Genomic DNA, 17,074 nt, shown 5'->3' with positions numbered 1-17,074 from the left:
CTTTTTAGACTCCTTTTTGACATTTGAAGCTACGCGCTTCGCTTGTCTTGCGTAAAACTTAAAGCAACGCTTTAAGTTTTACTCAGGCTTTAGGCCTTCGGCTTTTTCTAAAGATTCATCATTGCTGAAGAATTTTTCACGTTGCTCTTCAAGGAACTTTTTCGCGTCAGCTTCAAACACGTTTAAACGTTTTTCATTGATCAACGTCGTTTGGTGTTTTAGCCATTCTTGCCAAGCTTGTTTAGATACCGTATCAAACAATTCTTGTCCCTTCGCACCCGGGAATGGTGCAAAGTCTAAACCTTCCATTTCAGCCTGATATTTACGGCAAAAAACTTGTCGAGACATATCAATACTCCATTTAACTTGAAAAAGTTATGCGTAAAGTTTTTCTAAACGTGCATGCGCGCGTTCAATTGCTGCTTCAACTTGAGCAGGTGCAGTACCACCAATGTGGTTACGTGCATTGACAGATGCTTCGAGTGTTAAAGCTTTTTCGAAGACATCCGCTTGAATCAAGTCAGAGAACTGTTGAAGTTGCTCAAGGGTTAATTCTGAAAGGTCTTTGCCTTCTTGAACACCGAGAGCAACTGCTTTACCCACAATCTCATGTGCATCACGGAATGCCACGCCATTTTTAACCAGGTAGTCGGCAAGGTCAGTTGCAGTTGAGAAGCCACGCAGCGCTGCTTCACGCATGATGTCAATGTTTGGCACTAGTGCAGGGATCATGTCGGCAAATGCCATGAGTGAGCCACGAACAGTATCGATTGCATCGAATAGTGGTTCTTTATCTTCTTGGTTGTCTTTGTTGTATGCCAATGGTTGACCTTTCATCAGGGTCAATAGGCTCATCAAGTCACCATATACACGGCCAGTTTTACCACGGATCAACTCAGGAACGTCTGGGTTTTTCTTTTGCGGCATGATTGAAGAGCCAGTGCAGAAACGGTCAGGGATGTTCACAAATTTGAACTGAGCCGATGTCCAAAGAATCATTTCTTCTGACATGCGTGATAAATGCATCATGATGAGTGATGCTGCCGCATTGAATTCAATACCAAAATCACGGTCAGATACGGCGTCTAAAGAGTTTTCAGCGACAGCTTCAAAACCTAGTAATTCGGCAGTGAATGCACGGTCAATTGGGTAGGTTGTTCCTGCAAGTGCAGCAGAACCTAAAGGCATACGGTTGGTACGTTTACGGCAGTCGATTAAACGCTCTGAGTCACGTACCAACATTTCAAACCACGCCATTAAATGGTGACCAAAAGTCACTGGCTGTGCAGTTTGTAAATGCGTGAAGCCTGGCATGATGGTATTGGTATTTTTCGCCGCTAAGCCTAGGATGCCTTTTTGTAATTTTTTCAATAATTCTAAAATCGCATCAATTTCGTCGCGAACATACAGACGGATATCGGTTGCAACTTGGTCATTACGACTACGACCGGTGTGTAGTTTTTTACCTGTAATACCGATACGTTGAGTCAAGCGTGACTCAATATTCATGTGCACATCTTCTAGGTCAATGCGCCATTCGAAGTTACCCGCTTCAATTTCTGCTTTAATGGTGTTTAAGCCATTAATAATATCGTCACGCTCTTGTTCAGTTAGAACGCCAACTTTTGCAAGCATGGTTGCATGTGCAATTGAACCTGCAATATCTTGTTTATAAAAGCGTTGGTCAAACTGTACAGATGCTGTAAATTCAGCAACAAAAGCGTCAGTAGCTTCGGAAAAACGACCGCCCCACATGCCTGAAGTTTGGGCTTGTGACGGATTTGAGGAATTAGAAGATGTGGTCATGTCGGCTCAATAAGATAAAAAGCATAGAACTGAGCAAGAGTATAGCAAATTCGAACCCAGTTGCCGAAGGGCAAGTTGATCAAACTTTTAGACAGGGTTTAGGTCTATGACAATTTCTGTATTTTCAGGAAAAATGGGCCGTTGGCACTATCTGTGGGAGCTGTTTCTTGCGGGCAATATTGTGGCGTTAGTCTTGGCTTTGGCACAAGCTCAATCGTGGCATGCTTTAAGTTTTTCCAGTGTCATGCAGCATGTGTTGTTTATTAACTGGATTTTATTGGCATTTGCTGCATTTTCAGAGCTTTTGCAGAGTAAGACGCGTGGTTTAAGCATGAAAATGCTCATGTTTAGCGGGTTTGTTTTATTGCAAGCTTTGGTGTTGTTCACCACCTTAATTTTAAATGTCTTGATCTATTTTGGTGGAAATTTCAGTTTAACTGGCTTGAGTGCGGACGTTTTAACTGCTGGTGTGGTTTTAAATCTGAGCTATGGGGTATTACTTGGGGCATTTTGTTTTCGATATTTATATTTAAGAGAACAGTGGGGTCGACAACATCATAGTGAGTTAAACTCACGCATTCAGGCTATGCAAGCTCGGATTCATCCACATTTTTTATTTAATAGCTTAAACAATGTGATTAGCTTGATTGCGATTGACCCAGATAAAGCGGAGCAAATGCTACTGAATTTATCTCGATTGTTCCGTGCAAGTTTCCAAGAATTGAAGTTGGTAAGTCTCAAAGATGAGATCGATCTGTGTCAGCGTTATTTGGCCATTGAACAAATGCGTTTAGGTGATCGGCTTAAGGTGGAGTGGAAACTAGAAGGTATTGAACAATACGCTCAAGTACAAATTCCACTATTAACTTTACAACCTTTATTAGAAAATAGTATTTTTCATGGAGTTGAAAAGATTTTGACAAAGAGTACGATAAATATATTGATTGAAATATTACAAAATCAAATTAATATCGTTATTACAAATCCCTATACACAGGATACAATTAAATTACGTCAGGGGAATGGTATTGCCATCGAAAACGTGAAACAGAGACTTGAGGCATATTATGGTCAGCATGTCACTTTTCAAACCTACGCAGGCGAGGGAATGTATACGACTGTGGTGCAATATCAATATAAATAGAAATCTCAGTTGACCAATAAAAATAAATGACGTTAACGAGATAAGGAGGAGAAATGGACATCCTAATCTGTGATGATGAGCCTCTAGCAGTAGAGCGATTGTCACGTTTAGTCACTCAACTTGGACATCAAGTGGTTGCGAAAGCTTCACATGGTCAACAAGCGATTGACTTGGCTCAAAGCCTCGAGCCTGATGTCATCTTACTAGATATTCAAATGCCTGAAATGGATGGGTTGACTTGCGCGAAATTGTTGCGTGAATTAGACCCCATGCCCGCTATTATTTTTTGCACTGCATATGATCATCATGCACTTGATGCATTTAAGTCGAATGCAGAGGGATATTTACTAAAACCAGTTATGCAACAGGAATTGCAGCAGGTTTTAGATCATTTAACTAAATTAACCCAAGCTCAATTGAGCACGATAAAACAAAAAGAAAATATGGACGAAATTAAAATCAGCCGCCATCAAATCGCGGCAAAGACCTATCGTGGTGTAGAGTTGGTACCTGTGGAAAATATTTACTATTTTCTTGCAGATCAGAAATATGTCACTGTTCGGCACAAAAATGGCAGCGTACTCATTGATGAAACGCTGAAAGATTTAGAGCATGAATTTGGTGATCGTTTTATACGCATTCATCGCAATGCCTTGGTGTCTGTGAGCTTTTTAGATGGTTTGGAAGTCGTAAGCTCGGGGCAATATCAGGTGCGTTGTCGAGATTTAGAAGAACGTTTGGCGGTCAGCCGTCGACATTTACCGAATTTGCGTGAGCGAATACAAAAATTATAGGGCAAGGGTCAAAGCACATTGCGAATTAAGCTTGCATTTTCAACTGAGCAAGTTAAGTTTAGAATAATAGCCCTATAGACTGTATTTTAAAATTTATGAATATCCTTAAGATCGCAACTCGACAAAGCCCGCTTGCACTTTGGCAGGCGGAACATATTCGTGCACGCTTAGAAGCACTTCATGCAAATTTGAAAGTTGAGTTGGTGACTTTTGTGACCCAAGGTGACAAGATTCTAGATACCCCTTTAGCCAAAATTGGGGGAAAAGGATTATTTGTAAAAGAATTAGAAGCGGCGTTGTTGGATGGTCGTGCAGACTTAGCAGTTCATTCGATGAAAGATGTGCCGATGGTATTGCCTGAAGGTTTAAGCTTGGCCGTGATTTGTGAGCGTGAAGATCCATTAGATGCTTTCGTTTCAAATACCTATAACAGTTTTGATGATTTACCACAAGGTGCGAAGGTTGGGACATCGAGCTTGCGCCGCAAATGCCAAATTTTAAAACAACGTCCAGACCTCGAGATTATTGATCTGCGTGGCAATGTGGGTACGCGTTTATCTAAACTCGATGCGGGTAACTATGATGCGATTATTTTGGCGAGTGCAGGGCTAAAGCGTCTGGGTTTAGCAGAGCGTATTCGTCATACTCTTGAGCCTGTTGTGAGTTTACCTGCAGTTGGACAAGGTGCATTGGGCCTAGAATGTCGTAGCCAAGATCAAGCTGTATTGGATTTAATTTTGCCCTTAATGCATGCAGAGACCAATGCCTGTGTACGCGCAGAACGTGCTTTTAATGCATATCTAGAAGGTGGCTGCCAAGTACCGATTGCAGGTTATGCAACCTTAGAAAATGGTCGGATTCATTTGGAAGGTCGTGTCGGTAGTGTTGACGGTCAAACCTTGTTGAAAGCACAGCAAGTAGGTTTTCCTGAACAAGCTGAACAGCTCGGTGTCAAATTGGCACAAGACTTGTTAGCTCAAGGTGCAGGTGAAATTTTAAAGGCACTGTATTAATACATGCTTTTTATCAATACACGTCCAGCAGATCGTGCAACGCAGCTTAGCTTGACGCTGCGCTCTGCGGGTGTTGCTGTGGCTGAGCTTCCATTACTTGAGCTCAAGCCACGGGCATGGTCAGAAGCATTGGCAGCGTGCTACGCCCAGTTGAGTGCTGCGGATGTATTGGTTGTGGTGAGCCCCTCTGCGGTTACCTTTGGAATGCAAGGTTTGCGTAAGGCGGGTATTTCACTTGATCAGCTCGAACATATTCAATGGGTTGCAGTCGGTGATGCAACTGCAGCAAAGCTGGCTGATTATGGCATTCACAGTGTCGTACCGCAGGTGGAAACCTCGGAGGGAATGCTCACCTTAAGCCATTTAGAACAATTAGAGGCCGGGGCTTGCGTTGCATTTTGGCGCGGTGAAGGTGGTCGTCAATTTATGATGCAGCAGTTGCTAGCACGTGGCATTCAGATTCTCAATTTTGTGCTATATGAACGGCATCTACCAGAAGAGACCATTCAAAAAGTAAAAACACTCATTTCTGAACATCAGTTGTCATCTCCGTATTGTATGTTGATCACCAGTGAGGCCAGTTGGCTCAATTGGCTTGACTTGATTCAGTCGCATTTATCAGTGCTGAGTCATGCACATTTTTTAGTTTTAGGTGTAAGGTTGTTCGAGCTACTTGAGCAAAGTCGTATAACACTGAACAAAGATTTTAAAATTATTCAACTCGAAGATTTAAACGCGACACACATATTGCAGCATGTGCAAGTCGTGCAGGGAAATACATGAAGAAGTTGTTTGTCGTTGTGGTCATTGTCGCCGTACTTTGGTTGGCTAAACTCAGTTTTGACCTATTTCAAGTCAATGCTCAACAAACCGAACTGATGCAACAGCAAACTTTATTGCAACAGCGCAATGCAGGTTTGAATGATCAGGTCGTGGCTTTGAAACGTCAGTTGAGCGGCACAACGACCGAGATGTCGGCTGCAACGACATCGAATGCTTCGATTGCTGCTGAGGCGACCCATAGTATTGAGCCGATGTTGGTTGTGGGCCAGCAACTTGATTTGGTTGAATTTGCCATGCAGCAACAACAATTTGCTGTTGCTTTGGAAAAATTAAACCAATTAGATCAACAATTAGATCAGTTGAGCTTGGCACCTGCACTGCGCATGAGTTTGCATCAGGTAATTCAAAAAGACCGTGAAACCTTAAAGCAATATGTGACAGAGCGTCAGTTGCAGTCTGATAAAGTGAAAAATACTCTGCAATCGATCGATCAATTGTTAGAAAAAGAAATATTAAAGCCCTATAGTTCAAAAGAGCAGCAAAAAGGTCTTTCTTTTTGGCAAAAATGGATTCAAGTCGAATCAGTCGAACAACCGAGTCCCGTATTAATGCAGCGTAGCTTGGTATTAAAAGAAATGCAGTTACGTTTAATTTTGGCTCAGCAGGTTTTAAATCAAGGACAATATCCTCAGTTTCAACAAGAAATTACTGAAATTATGCAAATTATGCAGCAATTGCCAGATGCTTCATTAAAACCGATACGCCAGCGTTTAGAACAATTAAAGGACATTCCGGTTATTTCTGTACCGCTATTAAATACTCGGGCACTCATAGGATAATTGACTATGAAACATATATTATTGGCCTATTTATTTATTAGCTTATTGGTTGTTGCCATTATTAGTTTGCTGAGTTTTGGACATGGTGCAGGCTATGTGTATTTATACTGGCGTGAATGGCAAGTTCAATCTAATATTTGGTTTTTAGCATTATTGCTGGCACTACTGAGTTTGATCGTGCAAATGTTTTGGTATGCGGTTAAACGTTATTTAAGTCGAGAACAACGTAAATCTGAAACGGTCTTTAGTTTTAATAAACTACATCCCTATGAGCAATTGGCTGTCATTTGGCTTTTAAATGCTGCGCAAGATCAAAAAAACTTTATTCAGCAAGCTTTTACTGAGTCTGGATTATTAAAAGGGGTGATCGATGCGCGTTTATATTGGATTCAGCAACAATATGAAACAGCATTAAATGCATTAACTCAGACCAATCCAATGGCTTTTGAGCTTGCAGAATTGCAACGGATTGAAATTTATTTATCTCAACAAGAGGGTGAAAAGGCTTTAACGCATCTTGAATTTTTAAATCAACATGAACTATCGCCATGGTTGCAAAAAGTCAGTAGTGCCTATGAGCAGCGCCTAACCACGCTATGGGGCATGTTTGCGTTGCAGTTTCCTTGGTTGTATTTGCGTTCGACACGTTATGGACATTTAGATGAGCTGACAAAACAAGCTTGGTTGGAACAATTATTATCTGCATTTGATCAAGCTGATGTCGATGACTTACAGCATTTAAAGCAGCGTTATTTGGATCTGCAAGATCAAATTACAGAGCGTAAATATGCGGTCAAAGTGCTATGGTTGAAAGTCTTGTCTCGTATGCCAGAGATGAGTCAGGAACATGAGCAATTGGCTATTCATTTGCTGGAACAGCAATTTAACAAAGAAGTGTTCTTTTTGTGGTTCCAGCAAAAAATGCTGAAGCAAAACCCTGACTATGTGGCTGTAGAACAGCAGATTCGACGTTGGGAAGAAAAGTATCCTGCGCTGCCTGTTTTTAGTTTTGCAAAATGGAATATTTACCAAGCGACAGCACGCCAAGCTGAAGCAGATGCATTGTTAGAATTATATCCAGATGATGTATTAATGAGTTATTTACGCATCAAGTCAGCTTTAAATCAGCAGGATGACTTGATCAAACAATTAAATTTAATATTTGAAAATAATGCCAATTTTATGGAAATTCGAATATAAGGACATTATATGCAAGAAGATTTAGCTCAATATTCATTGGTTCATACTCAACACGTCGCTTGGGGGGATATGGATGCTTTTGGGCATGTAAATAACGTGCATTATTATCGTTATATGGAAAGTGCGCGGATTGGTTATTTTAGACCAGTTGGATATATTTGATCAGTCTGTGGTTACGGTTGTGGCTTCAAGCCAGTGTAAATATTTAAGCCCCGTGATTTATCCTGATATTTTAAAAGTGGCAACGCGCGTTGAAGAATTAAGGAATAGTGCATTTCGTATGAGTTATATATTATGGAGTGAAAAGCAACAAAAAATCGTTGCAACAGGCGATGCAGTTATTGTGTGCGTGGATAAAACTACCCTACAAAAAACTTCAATTCCAGAAAGTATAAAGACCAAAATAAAAGCTTTAGAGATTTCAGTGGGAAATAATATTTAAATACAATTTAACTTTATATATTTTAAGGAGTCGTGTTAAAATATTGTAGTAAAATGAAAATTATTTATTGAATAAAAATTTTATTATAATATTATGAGCGAGTTTTCATAAGCATTATTAAAATGAAATTTCGGAGTTAAAGATTATGCCTGATATTAGTAATTTATCAGTTGAAGAGTTAAAGAAGCTTCAAGTAGAAGCTGAAGCACTGATTGCATCTAAAAAAGATCAAGCGATTGAAGATGCGTACAACCGTATTGTTGAAATTGCAGAAAATTTAGATTTAAGCGTTGAACAAATCCTTGAATTTGGTTCAAGCAAACGTAAAAAATCAACTCGTAAAGCGGTTGAGCCACGTTACCGTAGCAAAACCAATGCAGATGACACTTGGACTGGTCGTGGTAAGCAACCACGTTGGTTAGTGGCTGAGTTGGAAAAAGGCGCGAAACTAGAAGATTTCTTAATTTAAGAATAATTCATGAAATCGTCATATCTTGAGTTCAGGATAATTAAACCAGGCAAATGCCTGGTTTTTTTATCTCTTTGAATTGGCTATGAAGAAAAAGTATGCATAATGTGTCTATAAAGAAAAATGTTTAAATGATGGAAAAAAATTGATGGATCGGTTGTGGTGGGATGATCAATAAAACTAATAATATTCGGTGGCTCATTTTTGCTGCGATCAGTTTTTTAATTTTCGTTATGCTGCAAGTACCTGCAGCTTGGCTCATTACAAAATTTTATAAAAATAACCAAATGCTACATAACGTCAGTGGCAATATTTGGCACGGGCAAGCAGATTGGACACGAGGAAATTTGAAAGGCTCGTTAAACTGGAGCACACGCCCGTGGGACTTGATCTTATTGCGCTTGGGTGCAAATGTTGAGATTCATAGTGGCAATACCAAACTACAAGGTGTGATGGGCTATGGTTTTGGTAAAAGTATTAGTATTAAAAACTTAGAGGGTCAAATTGCTCCTGAAACCTTAAAAAGTTTTGCCGATTGGCAATGGCCAACGAATGCCATTCAATTAAATGACGTGCAGTTTAAATATAAGCCACAACAGGGATTTAGTCAGTCATCAGGTGAGATGCAGTGGGCAGGCGGGGATTTATCCTTTAGCTTTGCACAGCGTCAAGAGTCAATGAATGTGCCTGCCATGTTGGCCCAATTAAAAGATGATAATGGCAAATTATCGATTGATGTTCGAGATCAACGTGAACAAAAAATGATGAATTTGTCACTTGAGCCAGACCTCATGTTGGATGTGCAATTAACCCAGCGCTTTTTGATGAATGTTGCTTCCTATGAAGGTAAGGCCGGATTAGATACGTATGTGATTAGTTCGCGTCAACCCCTATTGAGTGGGGTGAACTGATGGCTGACTATTTCGAAAAAATCCGCGAGATCAATTGGAAGCAAACAGATCGACTTGCACCTGTGGTCTTGGCTTTAATAATTTTGTACCTGTGCTGGAAGTTAGCCGCTTTATTTTGGTTATTGATTGCACCGCCACAAGCCATGCAGTTAGACCGAGTTGAATTGGGTTCACAGCAAACGCAAGTTCCTAATATTAGCTCTTTTGCCTTGTTTCAGGAAAATCGTAGTTCAGCAGCTGACGCGCAGTTAAATATGGTATTGCAAGGTGTGGTGGTGGGACAGCCAAGTCGCTACTCGTCAGCAGTGATTAAGGTCAATGAGAGTTCAGATCGCTACTTGGTTGGAGAAACCATTCAAGGTTCATCATATCAACTGGCTGAAGTTTATTGGGATAAGGTGATTTTAACGCAGGGTAATGGTGCACGGCGTGAATTGGCGTTCCAAGGTATTGAAAACGGATTAGATCAACCGATTGTCCCTACAGCCAATGCAACATCAGGCGGATCTTTGCAGAATAACAGCATGCAAAATACAACTGATCCTGCAAATTTAGGGCAAAGCACAACGCAGTCCGCGATTGGTCAGGCCGTACAACGCATGACTGAAAATCGTGAACAATATATGCAGGAAATGGGGGTAAATCCATCAGTTAATGGTGGGTTTGAAGTTTCAAATCGAACACCTGCAGCCTTAAGAAATAAATTGGGTTTGCAGCCGGGTGACCGCATCATGTCTTTAAATGGGCAGGCGGTCGGTGCAGGACAATCTGAGGCGCAATTATTAGAACAAGCCCGCCGTGAAGGGCAGGTGAAACTTGAAGTCAAACGTGGTGATCAAGTGATGACCATACAACAGGATTTTTAGTGATGTCTCATCACTTTATAGGGTTAGGAAACACAGGCGTATATGGCTTTATTTAATAATAACCGTTCAACTTTAGCTGCCTATGCCATGGTGCCCTTGGTTGCTATGGTCAGCACAGCAAGTTATGCACAAACATGGAAAATCAATTTACGCGATGCAGATCTTACGGCATTCATTAATGAAGTCGCAGATATCACGGGGAAAAATTTTGCAGTTGATCCACGGGTACGAGGAAATGTAACGGTTATTTCCAATAAGCCTTTAAATAAAAATGAAGTCTATGACCTGTTTCTCGGTGTGTTGAATGTGAATGGTGTGGTGGCTATTCCATCGGGCAACACCATTAAACTAGTTCCAGACAGTAATGTAAAAAGCTCGGGCATTCCTTATGATGCGCGCCACCGTGCGTCTGGAGACCAAATTGTCACTCGAGTGATTTGGCTTGATAACACTAATGCCAACGACTTAATTCCAGCGTTGCGCCCATTGATGCCGCAATTTGCACATTTGTCGGCAGTGGCGGGGACCAATGCGCTGATCGTCTCAGATCGTGCAAGTAATATTTATCAGCTCGAAACGATTATTCGTAATTTAGATGGAACGGGTCAGAATGATATCGAAGCTGTGACGCTGCAATCGAGTCAGGCCGAAGAAATGATTGGGCTGTTAGAGTCGATGAGTTCGACCGGCGCATCAAAAGACCCGAAAGGTTCACGAATTCGTATTATTGCGGACAATCGAACCAATCGTATTATCATTAAAGGTGATACAGCGACACGTAAGCGTATTCGTAAGATTATTGAGACCTTAGATGTGCCTGCGGCAGATCGATTGGGTGGGTTGAAAGTCTTCCGTTTGAAGTATGCAAGTGCAAAAAATTTGTCGGAAATCTTGCAAGGTTTGGTCACTGGGCAGGCTGTTTCGAGTACGAATTCATCGAATAGCTCAAATAGCAGCACGATGAACAGTTTAATGAATGATAGTAACAGTTCAAATTCACAGTCATTCAGTTCACAAAACAACACCAGTTCTGGCATTAACCTTAACAGCAATAACTCTTCCAATAATACGCAAAACGGTATCTCAAGTTTTAACGCCAATGGCGTGAGTATTATTGCTGATGCAACACAAAATGCACTGATTGTAAAAGCAGATCCGCAGCTCATGCGTGAAATCGAGTCTGCGATTCAACAGCTTGATATTCGTCGTCAGCAAGTGCTGATTGAAGCAGCGATTATTGAAGTCGAAGGCACGGATACCGATCAGCTCGGTGTGCAATGGGCGTTGGGTGATATCAGTAGTGGTATCGGCTTAATTAACTTTGATAACTTTGGTTCGAGTTTAAAAAATATTGCCGCAGGTTATTTAACTGGCGGTGCTGCGGGTGCAGGTAGCGCGGTGAGTGCGGGTACTTCTTTGGTCCTTGGTGATTATCGTGAAGGCAGTGATGGTTCACGCAAACTCTATGGTGCGATGATTCAGGCCCTAAAAGAAAAAACCAAATCCAATTTATTATCTACACCGTCGATTGTGACAATGGACAACGAAGAAGCCTATATTGTGGTGGGTGAAAACGTTCCATTTGTGACAGGCTCGGTCACCACCAATGGTGGTACAGCCAATCCATATACATCGATTGAGCGTAAAGATGTCGGTGTTACTTTGAAAGTTGTGCCGCATATTGGCGACGGCGGCTCTGTGCGTTTAGAGGTAGAGCAAGAAGTTTCTGATGTAAAAGACAATAAAGGCCAAGCGTCGGATTTGGTTACGACTAAACGCGCGATCAAAACCTCGATCTTGGCAGAGCATGGTCAAACGATTGTGTTGGGTGGTTTGATCTCTGACAATACCTTGCATGGACGTCAATCGGTTCCGGGGCTAGGGACTATTCCTGTGCTAGGCAAACTCTTTAGCTCTGAAGGAAAATCCAACAGTAAACGTAATTTGCTGATCTTTATTCATCCGACTATTGTTGGAAATTCTGCCGATGTGAAGAAAATGTCTCAGCAGCGCTACAGTCAGCTCTATAGTCTGCAACTGGCATTGGATAATGAGGGTAATTTTGCGAAATTACCTGAAAATGTGGATGATGTGTATCAACAGCGCATACCTGTTTCAAAAGGTACAGCACCTGCCCCTGTGTATAAGACGGTACCGACAGCACCACAAATGACACAGCCAGCGGCAGTGGTCTCCACGCCAGTCGCCATTGAACCTGCGGTGAAGCGCCAAACCATTACCGTACCGAATGGCAAAGTGGCGGGCATGCCTTAGGTTAGACAGCAGAGTGGTTTAGCTTTGAAACCACAGCATGCTATGATGAAAAAAATGAGCAATAGAGAATTAACTTCATGACTTGGAAAATTCAAGCAATTTCTGGTGATTTAACAGGACAAGAAATTAGTATTGAACGAGATATGTTGGTGGGTCGCCACCAACAAGCAGATATTGTTTTGCAAGAATCTGATGTGTCGCGTAAACATGCTGCCTTTGTACTGAAAGATCAGGCACTCTGGTTGCAAGATCTTAATTCATCCAATGGGACGTTTATTAATGATGTCCGTTTGACTGGTGAATCACTTTTAAAAGAAGGTGATATTGTACAGTTTGCCAGTGTGAAGTTTAGTTTATTGGCTCCAGCTAAAGCTGTTCAGATTCCAGTGGATATCGAACAAAGCGTTGAAGCGTTGCAAACAGAAGAAATTACACTTGTTCAGCAGCCGTCTGAAGCTGTTGCAGTTTCTGAAACTGTGGCACAAGAGTCTGTAGCAAACACGTCTGAAACTAAGGCACAAGAGCCTGTCGTTAAAACCGCAGCACAACAAATGAATGATCAAGGTATGCCAGAGTTGAAAGAGCGAGATGGCTCGGTTCAATTGACTCGTGATGGTATGCCGACCAATGTAGGTGTGCCTAAACCTGCGCCAATCCCTGAGGGGGTTGACATTACTGCTGCTCCGAAAAATGAAGCATGTGATGTAGAAATTCCAGCGACATGTGTAGAGCAAGAGCGTGAAGCGCAAAAAAATGCCTCTGTGGGCTTAATCTCAGTCATTGTTTTAATCATTCTTGCAATTATTGCATGGGTCTTGTTTAAATAAACCGAGACATTCCTCAAAAGGCATGCATGGGCATGCCTTTTTTATGGGGAAAATTTACAAAAAAATAGAGGGACATTATGTTTGAAGTTCGTTTAGCAGAACGCCAAATGATTTTATTTGATCTGGATGGAACGCTAGTCGATTCAGCATCTGACTTACATCGTGCGATGAATATGAGTTTAAATGCGTTGCAATTACCGTTGGTCACAGAAGCGCAGGTGCGAAACTGGATTGGGAAAGGAACTTCATTGTTTTGTCATAGCGTACTTGAATACTTGACCGGGAAGGTGGATGCCGCACAGCACCATCTTTTACTGGAAACTTTTCTAAAGATTTACAATGCAGATCCTTGTGTTCTGACGCAGCCCTTTGACGGCATTCTAGCGTTCTTGGATTGGGCAAAAGCAGAAGAGAAAATTCTGATTTGTGTGACCAATAAACCAGAGCAACCGGCACGCAGTATTGTGCAGGCACTAGGTATGCATGAATACTTTGATGATGTGATTGGCGGAGATCGTTTTGAAGAGCGTAAACCACATCCCAAGCAGCTAGAGTATTGTGCGGAACATTATGCCTTGCCAAAACAGCAAATTTTGATGGTGGGTGATTCTGTCAATGATGTAGAGGCAGCACGTCGTGCGGGTATTGATTGTATTGTGGTCAGCTATGGCTATAATCATGGTGAAAATATTCGAGAGTGTCAGCCGCAGCACGTGGTTGATAACTTAAAAGAATTATTGGGTTGAAATAAGTAGGGTTAAGGAAGTGAAAATGAGCAACTGTGTAGGTTTTCGATGGCGTCACTCAATCAGCATGAGAAGAAATTAACTGAAATTGACCACGCGAAATATAGAGAAACCCAAATGACTACACAAACTCAATTTGAACAACTGAAAACTGCTGGATATAACTTGATTCCGGTATATCGTCAGCGCTTGGCAGATACAGAAACTCCGCTGTCTGTCTTTGCGCGATTAAAACAACATAAACAAGCCTATTTATTTGAATCTGTAGAGGGTGGCGAAAACTGGGCGCGTTACTCCATTATTGGCTTGGGCGAGTCCACCGTATTTTCGTGTAATGAAGGGCAGTTGACCGTTCAACATGCTGATGGCTCGGTTGAAAAACAACAATGTGCTGACCCATTTCAATACATTCGTGACTTCCAAGCACAATATAAAGTGCCTACCCAGCAAGATTTGCCAGCGTTGCCGAGCTTTACCGGTGGATTGGTTGGATACTTTGGTTATGATGCTGTACGTTATATCGAACCAAAGCTCAATAACGTTCCAGAAGCTGACCCGGTCGGGATTCCGGATATTTGGATGATGCTATCAAAAACCGTCATCGTCTTTGATAACCTTAAGGATACCTTATTCTTAATTGTGCATGCCGATGTAAATGATGCTGAGGCCTATACCAAGGCGCAGCAACAATTGGATGAGCTAGAAGAACTTTTGGCAACCCCAATTGCACTCAAAGCAAATAAGCATACTGCACCACAGTTTGAATCCATCACTGGACATGACAACTTTATTGACTCTATTGCAAAAGTAAAAGAGTACATTAAGGCCGGTGATGTGATGCAGGTTGTGCCGGGCCATCGTATGGTCTCAGATTTTGATGGTGAGCCTTTGCAGGTCTATCGTGCACTACGTCACCTCAATCCATCGCCATATTTGTTCTTGGTGCAAGGGCAGACACTAGAAAATGACATTCCTTTTCATATCGTCGGTTCATCACCTGAAATTTTGTCCCGTTTAGAAAATGGTGTGGCAACAGTTCGTCCTTTGGCGGGAACGCGACCACGGGGTAAAACAAAAGAAGAAGATTTAGCGCTAGAAAAAGATTTGCTATCTGATGAAAAAGAAATTGCAGAGCATTTGATGTTGATCGATTTGGGGCGAAATGATGTTGGACGCGTTTCTAAAATCGGTAAAGTTCACGTGACTGATCAAATGGTGATCGAACGTTATTCGCATGTCATGCACATCGTGTCAAATGTGCAAGGTGAAGTACGTGATGATGTCGATGCTTTGGATGTTTTTAAAGCAACATTCCCTGCGGGCACACTTTCAGGCGCACCAAAAATCCGCGCTATGGAAATTATTGACGAAGTTGAACCAGTAAAACGTGGAATTTTTGGTGGTGCTGTTGGTTATTTAGGCTGGCATGGTGAAATGGACATGTCGATTGCGATTCGTACCTGTGTAATTCGTGAAAATAAGGTCTATGTTCAAGCTGGAGCAGGGGTGGTGTATGACTCTAATCCTGAATCAGAGTGGAATGAAACCCAAATAAAAGCTCGCGCAGTGATCAAAGCGGTTGAATTATCATCAAATGGATTGATTTTATGAGTTTTTCACGTTTTTTTTAGAAAAAACACTTGCAAGGATTTCAAGATTTGCTAAACTGCACACCGTTCCGATACGAAACGTACGAAACATTAAGAAACGCCGGCATAGCTCAGTTGGTAGAGCAACTGACTTGTAATCAGTAGGTCCACAGTTCGAATCCGTGTGCCGGCACCATCTTAAAGTTTGAGAGTGAGTAGAGAGAACAACACTGAAGTAAGTGTAAAATGGTGAGGTTCCCGAGCGGTCAAAGGGGGCGGACTGTAACTCCGCTACGAAAGTTTCGAAGGTTCGAATCCTTCCCTCACCACCAATTTTAAGACTTCAATAAGTGGTTTGTACCAACATCGTGCGGGAGTAGCTCAGTTGGTAGAGCGGTAGCCTTCCAAGCTACATGTCGCGAGTTCGACCCTCGTCTCCCGCTCCATATCTATTGAAGTGCTTATATTTGCTCTTATAGCTCAGTGGTAGAGCACTCCCTTGGTAAGGGAGAGGTCTCGAGTTCAAATCTCGATAAGAGCTCCAGATTTTACAGTTTAGCAACTTTAAATGTTGCGCAAGATTCCAGAAGCAGGCTTTTTAGTCTGCTTTTCAAGTATTGGGTGTTTATTTTTTTTAGGCGATATGTCGGAGCTGGGTTTTACTCAGAATTGTGTTCGACGTAAACGAGGAAGAAAAGCATGGCTAAGGCTAAGTTTGAACGTAATAAGCCGCACGTTAACGTGGGCACAATCGGTCACGTTGACCATGGTAAAACAACTTTAACAGCTGCGATTGCAACTGTGTGTGCAAAAAAATTCGGTGGTGAAGCGAAAGATTACGCTGCAATCGACTCTGCACCAGAAGAAAAAGCACGTGGTATTACAATTAATACTTCACACGTAGAATACGATTCTCCAATCCGTCACTACGCTCACGTAGACTGCCCAGGTCACGCCGATTATGTTAAAAACATGATTACTGGTGCTGCGCAAATGGATGGTGCGATCCTTGTTTGTTCGGCGACTGATGGTCCAATGCCACAAACTCGTGAACACATCCTGCTTTCTCGTCAGGTAGGTGTACCTTATATCGTTGTATTCCTAAACAAATGCGATATCGTAGACGACGAAGAATTAATTGAATTAGTAGAAATGGAAGTTCGTGAACTTCTTTCTACTTATGACTTCCCAGGCGACGACACTCCAGTAATCCGTGGTTCTGCTCTTGCAGCGCTTAATGGTGAAGCTGGTCAATACGGCGAAGATGCTGTAGTTGCTCTTGTTGAAGCTCTTGACTCTTACATCCCAGAACCAGAACGTGCTATCGACCAAGCATTCCTTATGCCAATCGAAGACGTATTCTCAATTTCA

At 41.9% G+C, this 17,074-nt stretch carries 15 protein-coding genes, 4 tRNA genes and 2 pseudogenes; 19 read left to right on the top strand and 2 right to left on the bottom strand.

Going from position 1 to position 17,074, the window contains the following annotated elements; genetic code table 11:
• Positions 1-78: 78 nt before the first annotated feature.
• Both AC25JC_RS11775 and argH read right to left on the bottom strand, forming a co-directional pair.
• Positions 79-348, bottom strand: coding sequence for an oxidative damage protection protein (locus tag AC25JC_RS11775; RefSeq protein ID WP_078190466.1), 270 nt, complete (start codon positions 346-348; stop codon positions 79-81).
• 27 nt (positions 349-375) lie between these two features.
• Positions 376-1,806, bottom strand: a complete 1,431-nt coding sequence (gene argH / locus AC25JC_RS11770) for an argininosuccinate lyase (RefSeq protein ID WP_171319324.1) — start codon at positions 1,804-1,806, stop codon at positions 376-378.
• Between argH and AC25JC_RS11765 the strand changes: the two are divergent.
• The 19 genes and pseudogenes from AC25JC_RS11765 to AC25JC_RS11675 all read left to right on the top strand — a co-directional run.
• Positions 1,797-2,950: pseudogene (locus tag AC25JC_RS11765) on the top strand (sensor histidine kinase). The gene argH and the pseudogene AC25JC_RS11765 overlap by 10 nt on opposite strands.
• Before the next feature lie 53 nt (positions 2,951-3,003).
• Positions 3,004-3,744, top strand: coding sequence for a LytR/AlgR family response regulator transcription factor (locus AC25JC_RS11760; protein ID WP_078190465.1), 741 nt, complete (start codon positions 3,004-3,006; stop codon positions 3,742-3,744).
• A gap of 95 nt (positions 3,745-3,839) precedes the next feature.
• Positions 3,840-4,757 (top strand): hydroxymethylbilane synthase, encoded by a 918-nt coding sequence (gene hemC, locus AC25JC_RS11755; RefSeq protein ID WP_486924089.1) that lies wholly within the window; start codon positions 3,840-3,842, stop codon positions 4,755-4,757.
• A gap of 3 nt (positions 4,758-4,760) precedes the next feature.
• Entirely contained in the window at positions 4,761-5,540 is a 780-nt protein-coding gene (locus AC25JC_RS11750) for a uroporphyrinogen-III synthase (protein WP_486924088.1), read from the top strand.
• Complete coding sequence (locus AC25JC_RS11745; RefSeq protein ID WP_486924087.1) at positions 5,537-6,379, top strand: hypothetical protein; 843 nt, start codon at positions 5,537-5,539, stop codon at positions 6,377-6,379. The genes AC25JC_RS11750 and AC25JC_RS11745 overlap by 4 nt, the downstream gene beginning before the upstream one ends.
• Positions 6,380-6,385: 6 nt before the next feature.
• Complete coding sequence (locus tag AC25JC_RS11740) at positions 6,386-7,579, top strand: heme biosynthesis protein HemY (RefSeq protein ID WP_180116094.1); 1,194 nt, start codon at positions 6,386-6,388, stop codon at positions 7,577-7,579.
• Positions 7,580-7,588: 9 nt separating this feature from the next.
• Positions 7,589-8,021 (top strand): annotated as a pseudogene (locus AC25JC_RS11735) (acyl-CoA thioesterase).
• Between the two features lie 142 nt (positions 8,022-8,163).
• On the top strand, positions 8,164-8,490 hold the full coding sequence (locus tag AC25JC_RS11730; protein WP_078190459.1) for an H-NS histone family protein: 327 nt from the start codon (positions 8,164-8,166) through the stop codon (positions 8,488-8,490).
• Between the two features lie 167 nt (positions 8,491-8,657).
• A complete protein-coding gene (gene gspN, locus AC25JC_RS11725) occupies positions 8,658-9,401 on the top strand; it encodes a type II secretion system protein N (protein ID WP_180092862.1) in 744 nt (247 codons plus the stop codon).
• On the top strand, positions 9,401-10,267 hold the full coding sequence (locus AC25JC_RS11720) for a type II secretion system protein N (protein WP_180067030.1): 867 nt from the start codon (positions 9,401-9,403) through the stop codon (positions 10,265-10,267). Before gspN ends, AC25JC_RS11720 begins: the two co-directional genes overlap by 1 nt.
• A 42-nt stretch (positions 10,268-10,309) precedes the next feature.
• The gene (gspD, locus tag AC25JC_RS11715; RefSeq protein ID WP_486924086.1) at positions 10,310-12,541 is read left to right on the top strand and encodes a type II secretion system secretin GspD; all 2,232 of its coding nucleotides are present in this window, start codon (positions 10,310-10,312) and stop codon (positions 12,539-12,541) included.
• Positions 12,542-12,618: 77 nt separating this feature from the next.
• Complete coding sequence (locus tag AC25JC_RS11710) at positions 12,619-13,368, top strand: FHA domain-containing protein (RefSeq protein WP_180156584.1); 750 nt, start codon at positions 12,619-12,621, stop codon at positions 13,366-13,368.
• Positions 13,369-13,445: 77 nt separating this feature from the next.
• Positions 13,446-14,114, top strand: coding sequence for a phosphoglycolate phosphatase (gene gph, locus AC25JC_RS11705; protein WP_180113619.1), 669 nt, complete (start codon positions 13,446-13,448; stop codon positions 14,112-14,114).
• 117 nt (positions 14,115-14,231) lie between these two features.
• Entirely contained in the window at positions 14,232-15,725 is a 1,494-nt protein-coding gene (gene trpE / locus AC25JC_RS11700) for an anthranilate synthase component I (RefSeq protein WP_078193306.1), read from the top strand.
• A gap of 98 nt (positions 15,726-15,823) precedes the next feature.
• Positions 15,824-15,899 (top strand) — tRNA-Thr (locus AC25JC_RS11695).
• A 52-nt stretch (positions 15,900-15,951) separates the two neighbouring features.
• Positions 15,952-16,035, top strand: a tRNA-Tyr gene (locus AC25JC_RS11690).
• A 38-nt stretch (positions 16,036-16,073) separates the two neighbouring features.
• Positions 16,074-16,149 (top strand) — tRNA-Gly (locus tag AC25JC_RS11685).
• Positions 16,150-16,172: 23 nt separating this feature from the next.
• Positions 16,173-16,247: transfer RNA gene (locus AC25JC_RS11680), tRNA-Thr, on the top strand.
• Between the two features lie 155 nt (positions 16,248-16,402).
• Positions 16,403-17,074: GTP-binding protein (locus tag AC25JC_RS11675; protein WP_486924085.1), on the top strand; the 672-nt coding region annotated here is incomplete at its 3' end.

The organism is Acinetobacter sp. P37 (assembly GCF_057480965.1).
This window is presented reverse-complemented; position numbering and strand designations above follow the sequence as displayed.

What these genes read in the sequence shown, in the direction of transcription:
- AC25JC_RS11775 (WP_078190466.1), bottom strand. Translation starts at nt 348, where the DNA reads ATGTCTCGACAAGTTTTTTGCCGTAAATATCAGGCTGAAATGGAAGGT.
- argH (WP_171319324.1), bottom strand. Translation starts at nt 1,806, where the DNA reads ATGACCACATCTTCTAATTCCTCAAATCCGTCACAAGCCCAAACTTCA.
- AC25JC_RS11760 (WP_078190465.1), top strand. Translation starts at nt 3,004, where the DNA reads ATGGACATCCTAATCTGTGATGATGAGCCTCTAGCAGTAGAGCGATTG.
- hemC (WP_486924089.1), top strand. Translation starts at nt 3,840, where the DNA reads ATGAATATCCTTAAGATCGCAACTCGACAAAGCCCGCTTGCACTTTGG.
- AC25JC_RS11750 (WP_486924088.1), top strand. Translation starts at nt 4,761, where the DNA reads ATGCTTTTTATCAATACACGTCCAGCAGATCGTGCAACGCAGCTTAGC.
- AC25JC_RS11745 (WP_486924087.1), top strand. Translation starts at nt 5,537, where the DNA reads ATGAAGAAGTTGTTTGTCGTTGTGGTCATTGTCGCCGTACTTTGGTTG.
- AC25JC_RS11740 (WP_180116094.1), top strand. Translation starts at nt 6,386, where the DNA reads ATGAAACATATATTATTGGCCTATTTATTTATTAGCTTATTGGTTGTT.
- gspN (WP_180092862.1), top strand. Translation starts at nt 8,658, where the DNA reads ATGATCAATAAAACTAATAATATTCGGTGGCTCATTTTTGCTGCGATC.
- AC25JC_RS11720 (WP_180067030.1), top strand. Translation starts at nt 9,401, where the DNA reads ATGGCTGACTATTTCGAAAAAATCCGCGAGATCAATTGGAAGCAAACA.
- gspD (WP_486924086.1), top strand. Translation starts at nt 10,310, where the DNA reads ATGGCTTTATTTAATAATAACCGTTCAACTTTAGCTGCCTATGCCATG.
- AC25JC_RS11710 (WP_180156584.1), top strand. Translation starts at nt 12,619, where the DNA reads ATGACTTGGAAAATTCAAGCAATTTCTGGTGATTTAACAGGACAAGAA.
- gph (WP_180113619.1), top strand. Translation starts at nt 13,446, where the DNA reads ATGTTTGAAGTTCGTTTAGCAGAACGCCAAATGATTTTATTTGATCTG.
- trpE (WP_078193306.1), top strand. Translation starts at nt 14,232, where the DNA reads ATGACTACACAAACTCAATTTGAACAACTGAAAACTGCTGGATATAAC.